The sequence below is a fragment of the Hymenobacter gelipurpurascens genome (genome assembly GCF_900187375.1).
GTDB lineage: Bacteria > Bacteroidota > Bacteroidia > Cytophagales > Hymenobacteraceae > Hymenobacter > Hymenobacter gelipurpurascens.
In genome coordinates this window covers 84,173-100,792 of the sequence record NZ_FYEW01000001.1, presented here as the reverse complement: position 1 = coordinate 100,792, position 16,620 = coordinate 84,173, and the positions used below count along the sequence as shown (strand labels likewise).

14 protein-coding genes are annotated in these 16,620 nt (G+C 59.0%); all 14 read left to right on the top strand.

The window, feature by feature from the left end; genetic code table 11:
- Window positions 1-34: 34 nt before the first annotated feature.
- The 14 genes from CFT68_RS00430 to CFT68_RS00365 all read left to right on the top strand — a co-directional run bounded on the left by CFT68_RS00430 (window position 35) and on the right by CFT68_RS00365 (window position 16,458).
- Window positions 35-940, top strand: a complete 906-nt coding sequence (locus tag CFT68_RS00430; protein WP_088843624.1) for a branched-chain amino acid transaminase — start codon at window positions 35-37, stop codon at window positions 938-940.
- A 214-nt stretch (window positions 941-1,154) separates the two neighbouring features.
- Entirely contained in the window at window positions 1,155-2,879 is a 1,725-nt protein-coding gene (gene ilvD / locus CFT68_RS00425) for a dihydroxy-acid dehydratase (protein ID WP_088841460.1), read from the top strand.
- On the top strand, window positions 2,836-4,599 hold the full coding sequence (gene ilvB / locus CFT68_RS00420; protein WP_088841459.1) for a biosynthetic-type acetolactate synthase large subunit: 1,764 nt from the start codon (window positions 2,836-2,838) through the stop codon (window positions 4,597-4,599). The genes ilvD and ilvB overlap by 44 nt, the downstream gene beginning before the upstream one ends.
- Window positions 4,600-4,738: 139 nt before the next feature.
- Window positions 4,739-5,344, top strand: a complete 606-nt coding sequence (ilvN, locus tag CFT68_RS00415; RefSeq protein ID WP_088841458.1) for an acetolactate synthase small subunit — start codon at window positions 4,739-4,741, stop codon at window positions 5,342-5,344.
- Between the two features lie 188 nt (window positions 5,345-5,532).
- Complete coding sequence (ilvC, locus tag CFT68_RS00410) at window positions 5,533-6,600, top strand: ketol-acid reductoisomerase (protein ID WP_088841457.1); 1,068 nt, start codon at window positions 5,533-5,535, stop codon at window positions 6,598-6,600.
- 80 nt (window positions 6,601-6,680) lie between these two features.
- Complete coding sequence (gene ilvA, locus CFT68_RS00405; protein ID WP_088841456.1) at window positions 6,681-7,952, top strand: threonine ammonia-lyase IlvA; 1,272 nt, start codon at window positions 6,681-6,683, stop codon at window positions 7,950-7,952.
- Window positions 7,953-8,389: 437 nt separating this feature from the next.
- Entirely contained in the window at window positions 8,390-9,556 is a 1,167-nt protein-coding gene (locus CFT68_RS00400; protein WP_088841455.1) for a 2-isopropylmalate synthase, read from the top strand.
- Window positions 9,557-9,602: 46 nt separating this feature from the next.
- Entirely contained in the window at window positions 9,603-11,000 is a 1,398-nt protein-coding gene (leuC, locus tag CFT68_RS00395) for a 3-isopropylmalate dehydratase large subunit (RefSeq protein WP_088841454.1), read from the top strand.
- Window positions 11,001-11,159: 159 nt separating this feature from the next.
- Entirely contained in the window at window positions 11,160-11,759 is a 600-nt protein-coding gene (leuD, locus tag CFT68_RS00390) for a 3-isopropylmalate dehydratase small subunit (RefSeq protein ID WP_088841453.1), read from the top strand.
- Window positions 11,747-12,871, top strand: a complete 1,125-nt coding sequence (gene leuB / locus CFT68_RS00385) for a 3-isopropylmalate dehydrogenase (RefSeq protein WP_088841452.1) — start codon at window positions 11,747-11,749, stop codon at window positions 12,869-12,871. Before leuD ends, leuB begins: the two co-directional genes overlap by 13 nt.
- Before the next feature lie 256 nt (window positions 12,872-13,127).
- The gene (locus CFT68_RS00380) at window positions 13,128-14,060 is read left to right on the top strand and encodes an alpha/beta hydrolase (protein ID WP_170934658.1); all 933 of its coding nucleotides are present in this window, start codon (window positions 13,128-13,130) and stop codon (window positions 14,058-14,060) included.
- A 2-nt stretch (window positions 14,061-14,062) separates the two neighbouring features.
- Complete coding sequence (locus CFT68_RS00375) at window positions 14,063-15,115, top strand: sensor histidine kinase (RefSeq protein WP_088841450.1); 1,053 nt, start codon at window positions 14,063-14,065, stop codon at window positions 15,113-15,115.
- Window positions 15,116-15,138: 23 nt separating this feature from the next.
- The gene (locus CFT68_RS00370; protein ID WP_088843623.1) at window positions 15,139-15,648 is read left to right on the top strand and encodes a DoxX family protein; all 510 of its coding nucleotides are present in this window, start codon (window positions 15,139-15,141) and stop codon (window positions 15,646-15,648) included.
- 18 nt (window positions 15,649-15,666) lie between these two features.
- The gene (locus CFT68_RS00365) at window positions 15,667-16,458 is read left to right on the top strand and encodes a LytR/AlgR family response regulator transcription factor (protein WP_088841449.1); all 792 of its coding nucleotides are present in this window, start codon (window positions 15,667-15,669) and stop codon (window positions 16,456-16,458) included.
- Window positions 16,459-16,620 lie beyond the last annotated feature (162 nt).

The following is a 16,620-nucleotide window of genomic DNA, read 5'->3' as shown; positions in this document are numbered from 1 at the left end:
GAAGGCTTTTTTGTACGATTTTCTGCTTACCACTATGTATTTTACCAGTAACACCGTTGCCTTTCTGGATGGCGAGTTCGTGCCGGCTGAGCGGGCTACCTGTGGCGTGTATGCCCAATCCTTGCACTACGGCTACTCCGTTTTTGAAGGCATCAGGGCGTACAATACGCCCGCCGGCACCCGCATCTTCAAGGCAGAGGAGCATTACGAGCGGCTGCACTACTCGTGCAAGTGCATTGGATTGCCGCTAGAGTACTCGGTGGAGGAGCTTACGCGCATCAGCTATGAGGTACTGAAACGCAACAACCTGAACGACGCGTACATCCGGCCACTGGTGTTTGCCGGCACACCCAACATGAGCCTGAAAGCCGCCACTACCAGCAACCTGCTGATTGCGGTGTGGGAATGGGGCAAATACCTCGGCGACCAAAGCCTGCGCCTCACCATCTCGCCCTACGAGCGCCCCAACCCCAAGGCGGTGCCTATTGAGGCCAAAGTAGGCGGCCACTATGTCAACTCCATCATTGCGAGCACAGAGGCCAAGGGCCGCGGCTATGATGAAGCCCTGCTGCTGGACATGAACGGCTACGTGGCCGAGGGCCCCGGCGCCAACTTCTTCTTCGAGCGCGACGGGGAGCTATACACGGCCCCCCAAGGCAGCATTCTGCGCGGCATCACCCGCAACACTATTATTGACCTGGCCCGCGAGGCCGGCATCACGGTGCACGAGAAGTTCTTCACGCCGGAGGAGCTACGCACCGCTTCTGCCGCCTTCATGACGGGCACCGCGGCCGAGGTTATCGGCATTGCCTCCGTGGATGATGTGGTGTTTGAAAAGTCGTTCCAGCATTCCATTGGCGGCATGCTGGCCGGCCATTACCACGCGCTGGTGACGGGGCAAGCAGTGAGCCGCAACGCCAGCTTCGCAGAGCAACGGTAGGTAGTGGCCTAGCACACTAAAAAGGTCGTCATGCTGAGCGGAGTCGAAGCATCTCTACCTCTATCAACTGGCCTAGCAACGTCTCAACGAAGCGGTAGAGATGCTTCGACTCCGCTCAGCATGACAGATAGTGTGACAACGTCAGCATGCGAGATTCTCAATAAGCTCGACATGACGGCCTTTTTCTCCGATAAAACAGCACAAACTCCATCCAATGGCCCTGAATAAATACAGCCGCATCTACACCCAGGACGACAGCCTGCCAGCGTCCCAAGCCATGCTGATTGGCTCGGGTCTTTCGGATGCTGATTTGCGCAAGCCGTTCGTGGGCATCTGCTCCACGGGCTTCGAGGGCAACACCTGCAACATGCACCTGAATGGCCTGGCCGATCAGGTGAAGGTAGGCGTGCAGGAGCAGGGTCTGGTGGGGTTGCGGTTCAACACCATTGGGGTCTCGGATGGCATTACGAACGGCACGGCGGGCATGCGCTACTCCCTGGTTTCCAGGGAAATAATTGCCGATTCCATTGAAGCTATGGCCGGGGCGCACAACTACGATGCGCTGGCCTGCGTGATGGGTTGCGACAAGAATATGCCCGGCGCCCTTATTGCCATGGCGCGCCTGAACCGGCCTTCCCTGATGGTGTATGGAGGCACTATTAAGGGGGGCACCTTTAAGGGGCAGCAGCTCAACATTGTGTCGTGCTTTGAGGCCTACGGCAAGAAGCTGCAGGGACAGATATCGGACGAGGATTACAGGGGCATCATCCACAACGCCTGTCCGGGTCCGGGGGCGTGTGGGGGCATGTACACAGCCAACACCATGGCGGCGGCCATCGAAACGCTGGGCATGAGCGTCCCGTTTTCCTCGTCCTCCCCGGCGGTTAGCCAGGAGAAGCAGCAGGAGTGCCTCACGGCTGGCTCCTACCTGCGCCGCCTGCTAGAACTCGACCTCAAGCCCCGCGGCATTTTGGTGCGCGAGGCCTTCGAAAATGCCCTGGTGATGACTACCGTGCTCGGCGGCTCTACCAACGCGGTGCTTCACCTGATTGCCATTGCCCACGCCGCCGGCGTGCACCTCACGATGGAGGACTTCCAGGCCGTGAGCAACCGCACGCCGGTGTTGGCTGATCTGAAGCCTAGTGGCAAGTACCTGATGGAAGACCTCTCGGCACTAGGCGGTGTGCCGGCCGTGATGAAAACGCTACTGAACCTAGGCCTGCTCCACGGCGACCTGCTGACGGTAACAGGCCGAACCATAGCCGAAAATCTCGCCGACGTGCAGCCTCTCGGCGCCGAGCAGGATTTGCTGCGCCCCCTGGACAACCCCATCAAGGCCGATGGTCACATTCAGATTCTGTATGGCAATCTGGCCGAGAAGGGCGCCGTTGCGAAAATCACAGGAAAAGAAGGCCTCCGGTTTGAAGGTCCGGCCATCGTGTTCAACTCCGAGGAAGAACTGAACGAAGGCATCACGCAGGGCAAGATTCAGCCCGGCCAGGTCGTCGTGATTCGCTACGTGGGGCCCAAGGGCGGGCCCGGCATGCCCGAGATGCTCAAGCCTACCTCGGCCATAATTGGGGCCGGCCTAGGCGACAAAGTGGCCCTGATTACGGATGGCCGCTTTTCAGGCGGCACCCACGGTTTTGTTATCGGACACGTCTGCCCGGAGGCCTACGACGGCGGCACCATTGCCCTAGTGGAAGATGGCGACTGGATTGTGCTGGACGCCGGCACCAACACCATTGATGTGCAGGTAGATGACGCCTTGCTGGAGCTACGCCGCCAGCAGTGGCAGCGGCCCTGGCCCAACGTGCAACAAGGCGTGCTGCTGAAGTATATCCGCACGGTCAGCGACGCGAGCCGCGGCTGTATCACCGATTACCAGGAAGACCATGTACTTGAACCCACAACCCCAGCCCGTGCCAACCTCGCCTGAAACGGCCGTAGCCACGGCAGAGCCTAGCACCCAGACACTTTCGGGCGCGCAGGCCACGCTGCACGCGCTGCTGGCGGAGGGCGTGGATACCATATTCGGCTACCCCGGCGGCGCCATCATCCCGATCTATGACGCGCTCTACGACTTCAAGGAGCAGCTCAATCACGTGTTGGTGCGCCACGAGCAGGGCGGCATCCATGCGGCGCAGGGCTATGCGCGTTCGTCGGGCAAGGTGGGCGTCGTCTTCGCGACCAGCGGACCCGGCGCTACTAACCTCGTGACTGGCCTAGCCGACGCCCAGATTGACAGCACGCCGCTGGTATGCATCACGGGGCAGGTATTCGCGCACCTGTTAGGTACGGATGCCTTTCAGGAAACCGACATCATCAATATCACAACGCCCGTTACCAAGTGGAACCACCAGGTAACGGATGCGCGTGAGATTCCGGAGGTACTGGCCAAAGCCTTCTACATCGCGCGCAGCGGTAGGCCTGGTCCGGTGCTGATTGACATCACCAAAAACGCTCAAATTCAGAAGGCTGACTTCGAGCCCTACCAACCCTGCACCCATATCCGCAGCTATCGGCCTAGGCCACTTATTCGGCACGAGTACGTGGCGCAGGCTGCCGCCCTCATCAACCAAGCCAAGCGGCCGTTGGTGCTCTGGGGCCAGGGCGTGTTGCTAGGCCAGGCAGAGCAGGAGTTCAAGCAGTTCATTGAGAAAAGCGGTATTCCGGCCGCCTGGACTATCCTAGGTGCTGGCGCGCTGCCAACCGGCCATCCCCTCAACGTGGGTATGTTGGGCATGCACGGCAACTACGGCCCCAACGTGCTGACCAACGAGTGCGACGTGCTCATTGCCATCGGCATGCGTTTCGACGACCGGGTAACTGGCCGATTAGATAAGTACGCCAAACAAGCCCAGGTCATTCATCTCGACATAGACCCCACGGAAATCGACAAGAACGTGAAAGCTACCGTGCCGGTGTGGGGCGACTGCAAGGAAACCCTCCCCCTGCTCACCGAGCTAATCGAAGCCCGCACGCACCCCGAGTGGCGCCAACGCTTCCAGGACCACGACGCGGAGGAAATAGCGGCCGTCATCCAGGACGAGCTCTTCCCGACCTCCGACGAGTTGACCATGGGCGAGGTGATTCAGCAGCTAAACGAGTTGACCCAGGGCGAGGCCATCATCGTGACCGACGTAGGCCAGCACCAGATGGTAGCCTGCCGCTACGCCAAGCTCAACCACACGCGCAGCAACATCACCAGCGGTGGCCTAGGCACCATGGGCTTCGCCCTACCCGCCGCCATTGGGGCCAAGTTTGGGGCGCCGGAGCGCACGGTAGTCGCCGTTATCGGCGACGGCGGAATCCAGATGACCATCCAGGAGCTGGGCACGATTATGCAAACTGGCGCCAACGTGAAGATTCTGCTGCTCAATAACCAGTTCCTGGGCATGGTGCGCCAGTGGCAGGAGATGTTCCACGACCGGCGCTACTCCTTCGTGGATATTGCCAGCCCCGATTACGTGATGGTGGCCAGCGGCTACAGCATTGCCGGCCGCCGAGTGGATAAACGCCCCGGGCTACAACCCGCTCTCCGCGAAATGCTGGAGCACCCTGGCTCCTTCCTATTGGAGGTCATGGTGACGAAGGAGAACAACATCTTCCCCATGGTTCCCCAAGGCTGTGGGGTTGGGGAGATAAGGTTGAAGTAGAACGATTTGAAAGCCTAGCAGAACGTCATGCTGAGCGGAGCCGAAGCATCTCGCTAGAGAGTAATTAATAGCATTGCAACGTCAGCACGCGAGATGCTTCGGCTCCGCTCAGCATGACGTTCAGATAGAGGCAAATTACATGAACCAGCAACCCATCGAGCGGCAGGAGTACAACATCACGGCCTACACCGAGAATCAGGTGGGACTGCTGAACCGCATTGCCATCATTTTCTCCCGGCGCAAAATCAACATCGAGAGCCTCAACACCTCCCCTTCCGAAATCGAAGGAATCCACCGCTTCAACATCGTGGTGGTGGAAACCGAGGAGGTAGTACGCAAAATTGCCCGGCAGATTGAAAAGCAGATCGAGGTGCTGAAGGTGTACTTCAATACCAACGAGGACGTGATCTGGCAGGAAATGGCGCTGTACAAAGTTCCCACTGACGTCATTGCCGAGCGCGTGATTGTGGAGCGCCTGCTACGAGAACATGGCGCCCGCGTCGTGGTGATTCGGAAAGATTATACGGTATTCGAAACCACCGGCCACCGCGAGGAAACCGACAAACTCCTGTCCGTTTTGGCCCCCTACGGCCTTATTGAGTTTGTGCGCTCGGCCCGCATTGCCATCATCAAAAACAGCCAGGGCTTTCACCATAAACTCCGCGAGTTTGAGCGAGTGGAACCCAGCCACGAGGTCAGTGAAAACGATTACCTCAACAGCCGCGACAAGGTGTTCACGATGTAAAAACGCTTGCCGTCGTGAGCAAAAAAGAACGTCATGCTGAGCTTGTCGAAGCATCTCTACCACTTCGTTGAGTCATTGCTAAGCTTGTTGATTAGCCAGAGGTAGAGATGCTTCGACTCCGCTCAGCATGACGGCCAGAAAGCCAACAAACCGACACAAATTCATCTTCCAACCCAATACCCAACATCATGGCAACCATCAACTTTGGCGGCGTAGAAGAGCACGTAGTTACTCGCGACGAATTTCCTTTAGAGAAAGCTCGCGCTATCCTAAAAGACGAAACCATTGCCGTGATTGGCTACGGCGTGCAGGGTCCCGGCCAGGCGCTGAACCTGCGCGACAACGGTTTCAACGTCATCATTGGGCAGCGCCGCGACTCTGCGTCGTGGAGCAAGGCGGAAGCCGATGGCTGGGTAGAAGGCGAAACACTTTTCGACATTCAAGAAGCAGCGGAGCGCGGCACCATCATCGCCAACTTGCTCTCCGATGCCGGCCAGATTGCGGTGTGGCCTACGCTGAAAGCCAAACTCACGCCCGGCAAAACGCTGTACTTCTCACACGGCTTCGGCATCACGTTCAACGACCAAACCGGCATCGTTCCGCCTGCTGATGTGGACGTGGTATTGGTAGCTCCCAAGGGTAGCGGCACCAGCTTGCGCCGCCTGTTTGTGGCGGGCGGTGGCCTGAACTCGTCGTTTGCGGTGTTCCAGGATGCTACCGGACAGGCCTACGAGAAGGCTATTGCCCTCGGTATCGGGGTAGGCTCGGGCTACTTGTTTGAAACCGACTTCAAGCGCGAAGTGTACTCCGACCTCACCGGCGAGCGGGGCGTGCTGATGGGCGCTTTGGCGGGCATCATAGAGGCTCAATACCAAGTGCTGCGTCAGCGCGGCCACTCCCCTTCTGAGGCCTTCAACGAAACCGTGGAAGAACTCACCCAGAGCCTCGTGCCCCTAGTTGGCGAAAACGGCATGGACTGGATGTTCAGCAACTGCTCCGTAACCGCCCAGCGCGGCGCCCTCGACTGGAAAGGTCGCTTCCGCGAAGCCACCCTGCCCGTGCTCAATGAGCTCTACGACAGTGTAGCTTCCGGCAAAGAAGCCGCCCGCACCATCCAGCGTGGCTCTACCCCTGGCTACCGCCAAGACCTGGAAGCGGAGCTGAAAGAAGTGCGCGACTCGGAGCTGTGGCAGACAGGAGCCACCGTGCGTGAGCTGCGCTCCAAAGCCACCGAAAAGGTGGAAGAACTAAGCTAATAGCCATTTGAATAATCAAGAACGTCATGTCTAGCGCAGTCCAGACATGACGTTCTTTTTTTCTGCTCATAACTACCCCTATGGAACCAGAAACCCTAACCTCTGCCCCCACGGTGCGGCTGGAAAACGTGGAACGGGCGGCGCGCACGCTGGACGGCGTTATCTACAAAACGCTGCTCCAGCACAATCTAGGCCTATCGGACGCCTACGGGGCGCAGGTGTATCTGAAGCGCGAGGATCTGCAGGTGGTGCGTTCCTACAAAATTCGGGGGGCATATAACAAGATGGCTGGTCTGAGCAGGGAGCAGTCGGGGCAGGATGTGGTGTGCGCCAGCGCGGGCAACCACGCGCAGGGAGTGGCCTACGCCTGTCAGCTGCTGGGGCTACGAGGCCATATTTTCATGCCGGCCCAAACCCCGGCTCAGAAGGTAAACAAGGTGCGCTTGTTCGGGAAAGACCAGGTAGAAGTTGTCCTGACTGGCGCTTCCTTCGATGATACCTACAAGGCCGCGAAAGACTTCTGTGACCAGCGCGGCAGAACCTTCGTGCACCCCTTCGATGATCTGGCCATTGTGGAGGGCCAAGCCACCGTAGGCCTAGAGATTCTGCGCGACGCGCCCGGCTCCATTGATTATTGCTTCATGCCCATTGGCGGAGGTGGCCTAGCCTCAGGCGTCAGCAGCGTGTTTCGGCAGTTGAGCCCTCATACTAAGCTCATTGGCGTGCAGCCGCTGGGCGCACCTTCCATGCAGCGCGCTATCCAGACTGGCCTACGCCAACCTCTAGAGCACATCGAGAGCTTCGTGGATGGGGCCGCCGTAAAGTGCCCCGGCGAGCTGACTTTTGAGCTGTGCCGGGAGTTGCTGGATGAGGTGGCGCTGGTACCGGAAGGCCAGGTCTGCGAGGACCTGCTGAAGATGTACAACGAGGAAGGCATTGTATTGGAGCCGGCCGGCACGCTCAGCGTCTCGGCCCTGCACCAGTACGCCGACCAGATCCGGGGCAAAACGGTGGTGTGCGTGCTCAGTGGCTCCAACAACGATATCACCCGCATGGAGGACATCAAGGAGCGCGCCATGCGCCACCAAGGCCGCAAGCACTACTTCCTGGTGACTTTCAACCAGAAACCCGGTGCCCTCCGCCGCTTCGTGAACCACGTCCTCCACGAAGGTGACGACATTATCCAGTTTCAGTACATCAAGAAGAACAACAAGGAAAAAGGCCCCGTCTTTATAGGCCTAGAAGTGCAGCGCCCTCACGACATAGAGGGCATTCAGCTACGCATGGCCGCCGAAGGCTTCGGCTACGAATACCTCAACGGCAAGCAAGATTTCCTAAGTTTGCTGGTGTAGTTCGATTTGAAAGAACGTAGCTCCCCTCCTCAGATGAGGAGGGGCTGGGGGTGGTTGTCCAATCGTTGTTTACAACGCCTGTCATGCTGAGCGGAGCCGAAGCATCTCTACCTCTGGCTAACCTACTGGCCTAGAACAGCGGCGAACCGGTAGAGATGCTTCGGCAAGCTCAGCATGACGGGCTGATAGGTTGTTCTAAATAGAGTCGTTCTAGGCATTTCAACCACCCCCAGCCCCTCCTCATCTGAGGAGGGGAGCTACGTTCTTTAGGATGTTGGCCATTGTATTTCATTAATATACAATCAATTCATCATCAGTAATTTATAATTTATAAATCATCTTTTAGAAATAGTAGGCTTGCCAACAAACTGTTTTCATTCGCACACCTAGGCCATGTACTTGCGGGCAGCACATTTCGCTGACTGAACCCAAGAGACATGGCGACTCAAAAAATCCACATCTTCGACACGACCCTGCGCGACGGGGAACAGGTGCCGGGCTGCAAGCTGAACCGGGACGAGAAACTGCTGATTGCCCGCCAGCTGGAGCTACTAGGTGTGGACGTAATTGAGGCCGGCTTTCCGGTATCGAGTCCCGGCGACTTTGCGGCGGTGGCGGCCATTGCGGCCCAGACACGCTACGCTACGGTCTGCGGCCTTTCTCGGGCGGTGGAAACCGATATTGTTAGAGCCGCCGAGGCCCTGAAATCAGCAAAATATCCGCGCATTCATACGGGTATTGGCACCTCCGATTCGCACATCCGGTACAAACTCTGCACTACCCCGGAGAAGGTCTTGGAGCGCGCCGTGGCGGCCGTGAAGCTGGCCAAATCCTTCGTGGAAGACGTGGAGTTTTACGCCGAAGACGCGGGCCGCACCGACAATGAGTTTCTGGCCCGAGTCTGCGAGGCCGCTATCCGCGCCGGCGCTACGGTGCTGAACATCCCAGATACCACTGGCTATTGCCTGCCCAGTGAATACGGCGCCAAGATCAAATACCTCGCGGATAATGTGCGTGGCATTGAGCACGTGCGTCTCTCTACTCATTGCCACAACGATTTGGGCATGGCCACCGCCAACTCCATTGCGGGCGTGCTCAACGGCGCCCAGCAGGTAGAATGTACCATCAATGGCGTGGGCGAGCGGGCTGGCAATACGGCTCTGGAAGAAGCCGTAATGGTGCTCCGCCAGCATCCCTACCTCAACTTCGAAACGGGCATCAACACCAAACTGCTCGCCGAAACCTCAGCCATGGTGTCGCACCTCATGTCGATGCCGGTGCAGCCGAACAAGGCTATTGTGGGCGCCAACGCGTTTTCGCACTCCAGCGGCATCCACCAGGACGGTGTCATTAAGCACCGCGAGACCTACGAAATCATTGACCCGCGCGAGGTGGGCATGCCCGATTCGGCCATCGTGCTTACGGCCCGCTCCGGCCGCGCTGCCCTGGCCTACCGCCTCCAGAAAATCGGCTACGACTTCGACCGCACCGCGCTCAATAAAGCCTACGCCTCGTTCCTCGTGCTGGCCGACCGCCAGAAAGAAGTGGTTGACGACGACTTGCACGTGATGGTGGAGCAAGAGCAGTTGGTGACGGTGGAGTAACAGTAATAGCAGCATGTCGTTCCGATTAATTATCCCACCCTCTCTCATGTCGTCTAAAACCTTATTTGATAAAATTTGGGACGCGCACGTGGTGCGCGAAGTAGCTGGCGGCCTCACGGTTTTTTACATCGACCGCCATCTGATTCATGAGGTAACCAGCCCCCAGGCGTTTGACGAGCTAACGGCCCGCAGCCTCACCTTGCACCGCCCGGAGCAGATTGTAGCCACCGCCGACCACAACGTGCCCACACGCCACCAGGACCAACCGATTCAGGACCCGCTGTCCCGCTCTCAGGTGGATAAGCTCACAGAGAACTGCGCCAAGTTTGGCGTGGAATTGTATGGCCTAGGCCACCGGTACCAAGGCATTGTGCACGTCATTGGACCGGAGTTGGGTATCACGCAGCCGGGCCTAACGATGGTGTGCGGTGACAGCCACACCTCCACCCACGGCGCGTTTGGCACCATTGCCTTCGGTATTGGCACCAGCCAAGTAACGCAGGTAATGGCCTCGCAGTGCCTGCTGCTCGATAAGCCCAAGCGCATGCGCATCACCTTGGATGGCGACCTGCGGCCCGGTGTTTCGGCCAAGGATTTGATTCTGTATGTCATTTCTCAGTTGGGCACCGGCGGAGCGACTGGCTACTTTGTAGAGTACGCCGGCAGCGCCATCCGGAGCCTGAGCATGGAAGGCCGCATGACGGTTTGCAACATGAGCATTGAGATGGGCGCCCGTGGCGGCCTAATCGCCCCCGATGCTACTACTTTCGAATACCTGAAAGGCCGGCGCTTTGCGCCCCAGGGCGAGAACTGGGACCGGGCCGTGGCGCACTGGCAAACGCTGTACTCCGATGAGGATTCGGTGTTTGAGGCGGAGCTTCAGTTCGATGCTTCGGCCATTCAGCCTATGATTACCTACGGCACCAACCCCGGCATGGGCATTCCGCTCTCGGCTAACATTCCGATGCTTAATGGGGGTAGCGAGGCTGCCAGCTTCGACAAGTCGTTGCGCTACATGGGCTTTCAGCCGGGCGAGTCGCTGTTGGGCAAGGAAATTAACTACGTGTTCATTGGGAGCTGCACCAACTCGCGCATTGAGGATTTGCGCACGGTGGCGGCCTACGTGCGGGGCAAGCAGAAGGCGGCCCACGTGGAGGCCATCATCGTGCCCGGCTCCAAGCAAGTGGAGCAGCAAGCCATTGCCGAAGGCCTCGACAAGGTGCTGGCCGACGCAGGTTTCGAGCTCCGCGAGCCCGGCTGCAGCGCCTGCCTGGCCATGAACGACGACAAGATTCCGGCGGGTGCTTACTGCGTCTCCACCTCCAACCGCAACTTCGAAGGACGCCAGGGCCCTGGCGCCCGCACCCTGCTGGCCTCGCCACTGGTAGCGGCCATCACCGCTGTAGAAGGCCGTCTGGTTGACATCACACAGTATTTAAACTAACATAAAAACCACTCATTAGTCCGTCATGCTGAGCGCAGTCGAAGCATCTCTACTGCTTCGTTGCAAGAGGCCTAGGCCACTTAGAGTTAGCCAGAGGTAGAGATGCTTCGACTGCGCTCAGCATGACACTCTTGTGTAAATAATTCCCTTCCCCACCCCATGGAAAAATTCCAGACGCTGCGCTCCGGCGTGGTGCCCCTTCCGATAGAAAATGTGGATACGGACCAGATTATTCCGGCGCGCTTTCTGAAGGCGACGACCCGCGAAGGATTTGGCGAGAACCTCTTTGCCGATTGGCGCTACACCGCGGACGGGCAGCCTAAGCCCGATTTTGTGCTGAACGATGCCCGTTACGTAGGCCACCAGATTCTGCTGGCCGGCAAGAACTTCGGGTGCGGCTCCAGCCGGGAGCACGCCGCCTGGGCCTTGTATGATGCAAGGTTTCGAGTGGTTATTAGCAGCTACTTCGCCGATATTTTCCGGGGCAACGCGCTCAACACGGGCCTGCTGCCCTTGCAGGTGTCGGATGAGGTGTTGCTAGGCCTGTTTGAGGTGGTGGCGCAAAATCCGCAGGCCGCCTTGACCGTGGATTTGCAGGCACAAACGCTCACCGTACCAGGCAGAAATGAGGTCATTCACTTCGACCTAGACCTATACAAAAAAGAGTGCCTGATCAATGGGTACGACGACATCGATTTTCTAATCAGCCAGGAGGCGGCCATCACGGCCTACGAACAACAGCGGTCATGGGTATTCTAAGCAAGCGTATTGTGGTGTTGCCCGGCGACGGTATTGGCCCCGAGGTATGTAGCGAGGCGGTGCGCGTGCTGCGCGCCATTTCCAGCCGCTTTGGGCACGAGTTCGAGTTCGATTACCAGCTGATGGGCGCCTGCGCTATTGATGCTACGGGCACCCCGCTGCCTGATGCCACCCTCGACGCCTGCCGCCACGCCGATGCGGTGCTGCTCGGCGCCATCGGTGACCCCAAGTACGACAACGACCCCACAGCCAAGGTGCGCCCCGAGCAGGGCCTTCTAGGCCTGCGCAAGGCCCTAGGCCTGTACGCCAATATCCGCCCCATCACGGCTTACGACCAACTGTTGGAACATTCGCCGCTGAAAGCCGAGCGTATTCAGGGCACCGATATTCTGATCTTCCGGGAGCTGACCGGCGGCATTTACTTTGGCGAGAAAGGCCGTAGCGAGGACCGCACCTGGGCCTATGACAACTGCACCTACTCGCGCGACGAAATCCTGCGTATTGCGCATCGCGCCTTCAAGGCCGCCGAAACGCGCCGCCACAAGCTCACGCTGGTGGATAAGGCCAATGTGCTGGAAACCTCCCGCCTCTGGCGCGAAACCGTGCAGGACATTGCACCTGAGTATCCCAGCGTAGCCCTCGACTACCTGTTCGTGGATAACGCGGCCATGCAAATCATCCTGAACCCGCGCCAGTTCGATGTCATCCTGACGGAGAACATGTTTGGGGATATTATTTCGGATGAGGCGTCGGTTATTGCCGGCTCGCTAGGCCTGCTGCCGTCGGCTTCCGTGGGTGATGGTGCGGCGCTGTTTGAGCCCATCCACGGCTCCTACCCGCAGGCAAAGGGCAAAGGCATTGCCAACCCCATTGCCACCATCCTCTCGGCCGCCATGCTCCTCGACCACTTCCACCTGCAAGAGGAAGCCGACTGCGTGCGCGACGCCGTGCAGCACGCCCTCGACCAAGGAGTAGTAACGCCGGAGCTTAACCCAACCACGCTGTATACCACCGAGCAGGTGGGCAACTTCATTGCCTACAGCGTGCTGGACATTGCCGATTGTGAGGTGCACCGCAACAACATCAGGCTCGGGATGAGCACTATTATTTAGAGAAGAAGTATGGGTGGGGACCCTAGCCCAGTTGTCCGGCAGCAATGCCGGGCGGCTGGGCTTTCTTGTTATTTAGGCCGTAGCCCCTCCCTCAGTTGGCCCCATTCGTTCCGCCACTTCGCCCTGCTGCTGGGGCGTTTCGACTTGGTTAGGCTGGAAATGAGCCGTGATTTTCTGGAGGTTTGATGCAGTTGCGCCCCTAGTCATTCCTTCACTGCCACTCCACACTCCCATGACCAGCCTTCAACTCCGTCCGATGCGTTTCCTGTTCGCCTGCTTGCTGTTCCTGACTGGCCTAGGCCAATCTATAGCGCAAACTAAGCCGGCCACGCTCACCAACGGTGCTACTACCCTGCTCACTTCCGATTCAGTTAAGCTGTTTGTCCAGGTCTCAGGCAAGGGCACACCGTGTGTGTTTGTGCACGGCGGACCCGGCGCGGGCAGCTACTCGTTTGAGAAGCTGGGCGGTAACCAACTCGAAGACCAGCTGCGCATGGTGTATTTCGACCAGCGCGGTAGTGGGCGCTCTGCTAGCTCTGCACGCAAAGACTACTCTATGGCCCGCATGGTGCAGGATCTGGAAGAGCTGCGGCAGCACCTAGGCCTAGAGAAATGGGTGGTGATGGCGCACTCGTTTGGCGGCACCATTGCCACGGCCTACGCCACCCAACACCCCGAGCGGGTGCAGGCACTAGTGCTCGTGAATGGCGTGCTAAATCCCACGGCTTCTCTGGAAAGCATGCTGCAATACGGCACCTCGCTGCTGCCTACCGCCGCGCAGCCCAACCCCGCCCTGCCCCTGATGCAGCGCTTTGGCATGCTGATGGGCGCGCTTCAACAGCAGAAACTGGCCTACCAGCTCCAGTACTCCGCCGATTCCTTGGCCACTCGCGCCAGCCGCGTAAGCCGGGCGGTGCCTGCCAACCAGGACTTTGCCGCGCAGGTATTCAGCGGCCGCCTGCCCGATTATGGCCAGGACTATGTGCCCGCTTCGGCCCAACTCACCATGCCTACCCTGGTGATTGTAGGCCAGGACGACCGCACCACCGGGGCTACTCCCCAGACCTTTCGGTTTCCGAAGCAGCAGGTAGTTGTGCTGCCTGGTAAGCACAATTCCTTTCTGGAGCAACCCGCCCGGTTTAAGCAGGCAGTCGTTAGCTTCGTGCAGAAACTTCCCCGCAAGTCGTAACCATGCCTGAGCCTGCCGCGCTTTCGCCTCTTCACCCGCTCAACGACCGGCGGTTTGTGTTTATCGGGGTGCCCGTGCTGGCGCTGCTGGTACTGCTGCCGCGCGGGCTGCTGCATGTGCGTAGCTGGCAGGAGCTGGTGGTGGCGTGGCTGATATCCTTGGTATTTACTACGGCCTTTTGGCTGTCGGGGCGGGCGCTGTGGCTAGGCCTGTTCCGGCGCATGCCGCGGGTAGAGCAGACTGCCCGGCGGCTGTGGTGGCTGGCCGGCACCAACACGCTCACGGCCATGTTGGTCACGCTAGGCCTGGGCAATGTGGCGGCCTGGACGCAGGGCGGGCAGCTAGATGCGGCCACCTTCTGGTTTGAGTTTGGACTGAACATGGTGCCTACGGTGGTGGTACAGCTCATCTACGAAAGCCGCCACTTCTTTCAGCAATGGACCGAGAATGTGCGCCGGGCCGAGCAGCTTCAGAGTGCCGGCGTGCAAAGTCAGCTGGAAGCGCTGCAAAGTCAGCTAGATCCGCATTTCCTGTTCAATAACCTGAATACTCTTTCCGCCCTCATCGAGCCGGAGAACGAGCCCGCCCAACAGTTCGTGGAGCAACTCGCCGACGTGTACCGCTACGTGCTCCTGACCCGCGACAAAACCACCGTGCCGCTGGCCGAAGAGCTGGCTTTTGTGGATACGTTTCTGGCCCTGCACAAAGCCCGCTTCCGCGACAACCTGCGCGTAACTACCGCCGTGCCGTCCGCTGCGCTAGGCCACTTCGTAGCACCCTTAAGCGTGCAACTGCTGGTAGAAAACGCCCTGAAGCACAACGTGGCCTCGCGAGAGCACCCCCTGGAGCTGCGCCTCTCGGCCGATACCGCGGCAGGCTATTTCACCGTTGAAAATACGCTTCGGCCGCGCACGGCGGGCCTGGCACCCGGCACCGGAACTGGCCTACGCAACGTGCGCCACCGATACGAGTTGCTGCGGGCACCTAGGCTAGTAGAAGTCAGATCTGCAGACGGTTGGTTTCGGGTGCGGCTGCCGCTGCTGAGCGCCTCCTAGGCCACTCTTTTACGCTGCTTGCCATGAAACCACTACTCGTTCTTCTGCTTGCATTTGGTGTGCTGGCGGCCGGCACCTACTTCCTGCAGGGCCAGGCTGATTTTGTGCTGGCTGGCAATGGAGCTATGTCGGCCATGCTGGTGTTTACCGCCATCGGGCACTTTGCTTTTACCCAAGGCATGATGCGGATGCTCCCGGAATTTTTGCCCGCGAAGAAAGCTCTGGTGTACTCCACGGGGGTGCTGGAATTGGCCGCCGCGGTAGGCATGTTGCTACCCGAATGGCGTGAGCGAACTGCCTATTGTCTGCTGGCTTTCTTCGTGCTGATTTTGCCAGCCAACATTTACGCGGCGCTAGGCCACCTCAACTACCAAACCGGCACGCCCGATGGCCCAGGCCCACGCTACCTCTGGTTCCGGATTCCGCTGCAGCTGCTTTTTATGGCCTGGACGTGGTATTTTGCCCTATATCTGCCGTTCGTGACAACATTTTACGAATGGTTTTTCAGCCCTCTAATGAAGGCCAGTTTCTAGCTCGCACACTTTATACTGATGACAGTTCTGCTACTCGAAGACGAATATCCGGCCGCCGAACGGCTGCAGCGCCTGCTAGGCCAAGCGGCACCCGAAGCGCAAGTGGTTGCCGTGCTCGATAGTGTAGCGGGCGCTCTGCAGTGGCTCGATGCCCACCCCGCGCCCGACCTAATTTTATCCGATATTCAGCTCGCCGACGGCCTCAGCCTCGAAGTATTCGAGCAAACTATAGTACGCAGCCCTGTCATCTTCACGACGGCCTACGACGCCTACGCCATCCGGGCTTTTAAAGCCAACAGCGTCGACTACCTCCTGAAACCCGTGAAACTGGCCGAGTTGCAGGCCGCCCTCACCAAGCTGCGGGAGTGGCGCACGGCTCCGCAAGCACCTGCCGCCCCTCTCCCCGAAAAGGACGATACGGCCCACCGCCTGGAGCGCCTGCTGGATGCGCTGCCCCGCCCCGACCGCCAATACAAAACCCGCTTCCTAGTGCGTAGCGGAGAACAGTTGTTGCCCCTGCCCGCCGCACAAGTGGCCTGGTTCCAGAGCCGCCACGAAACCACTACCCTCGCCGCCACCGACGGCCGCCGCTTCGTGGTCGACTACACCCTAGAGCAACTGGAAAGCCTGCTGGACCCCACGCAGTTCTTCCGGATCAACCGCCAGTTCATTGCCCAACTCCCTGCCGTGCAGCGCCTGCACCCGCATTTCAATGGCAAGCTGCTGCTGGACCTGCAGCCCGCCCCCAGTGACGAGGTGCTGGTAAGCCGGGAGAAAGCCGCGGCGGTGAAGAGCTGGTTGGAAGGGTGAACAAGAAGCTTACTAGAACGACTGCAAAAGACCGTCATGCTGAGCTTGTCGAAGCATCTCTACCGCTTCGTTGCAATAGGCCTAGGCCAGTTGAGTAGTCAGAGGTAGAGATGCTTCGACAAGCTCAGCATGACGGTCTGTTTATAAGTTGCCTACCCATTA

Bases quoted from the DNA above. Each gene is read 5' to 3' on its own strand.
- leuD (WP_088841453.1), top strand. From the start codon at position 11,160: ATGGAAAAATTCCAGACGCTGCGCTCCGGCGTGGTGCCCCTTCCGATA.
- ilvN (WP_088841458.1), top strand. From the start codon at position 4,739: ATGAACCAGCAACCCATCGAGCGGCAGGAGTACAACATCACGGCCTAC.
- ilvC (WP_088841457.1), top strand. From the start codon at position 5,533: ATGGCAACCATCAACTTTGGCGGCGTAGAAGAGCACGTAGTTACTCGC.
- CFT68_RS00380 (WP_170934658.1), top strand. From the start codon at position 13,128: ATGCGTTTCCTGTTCGCCTGCTTGCTGTTCCTGACTGGCCTAGGCCAA.
- CFT68_RS00375 (WP_088841450.1), top strand. From the start codon at position 14,063: ATGCCTGAGCCTGCCGCGCTTTCGCCTCTTCACCCGCTCAACGACCGG.
- CFT68_RS00365 (WP_088841449.1), top strand. From the start codon at position 15,667: ATGACAGTTCTGCTACTCGAAGACGAATATCCGGCCGCCGAACGGCTG.
- ilvD (WP_088841460.1), top strand. From the start codon at position 1,155: ATGGCCCTGAATAAATACAGCCGCATCTACACCCAGGACGACAGCCTG.
- CFT68_RS00400 (WP_088841455.1), top strand. From the start codon at position 8,390: ATGGCGACTCAAAAAATCCACATCTTCGACACGACCCTGCGCGACGGG.
- CFT68_RS00370 (WP_088843623.1), top strand. From the start codon at position 15,139: ATGAAACCACTACTCGTTCTTCTGCTTGCATTTGGTGTGCTGGCGGCC.
- ilvB (WP_088841459.1), top strand. From the start codon at position 2,836: ATGTACTTGAACCCACAACCCCAGCCCGTGCCAACCTCGCCTGAAACG.
- leuB (WP_088841452.1), top strand. From the start codon at position 11,747: ATGGGTATTCTAAGCAAGCGTATTGTGGTGTTGCCCGGCGACGGTATT.
- ilvA (WP_088841456.1), top strand. From the start codon at position 6,681: ATGGAACCAGAAACCCTAACCTCTGCCCCCACGGTGCGGCTGGAAAAC.
- leuC (WP_088841454.1), top strand. From the start codon at position 9,603: ATGTCGTCTAAAACCTTATTTGATAAAATTTGGGACGCGCACGTGGTG.
- CFT68_RS00430 (WP_088843624.1), top strand. From the start codon at position 35: ATGTATTTTACCAGTAACACCGTTGCCTTTCTGGATGGCGAGTTCGTG.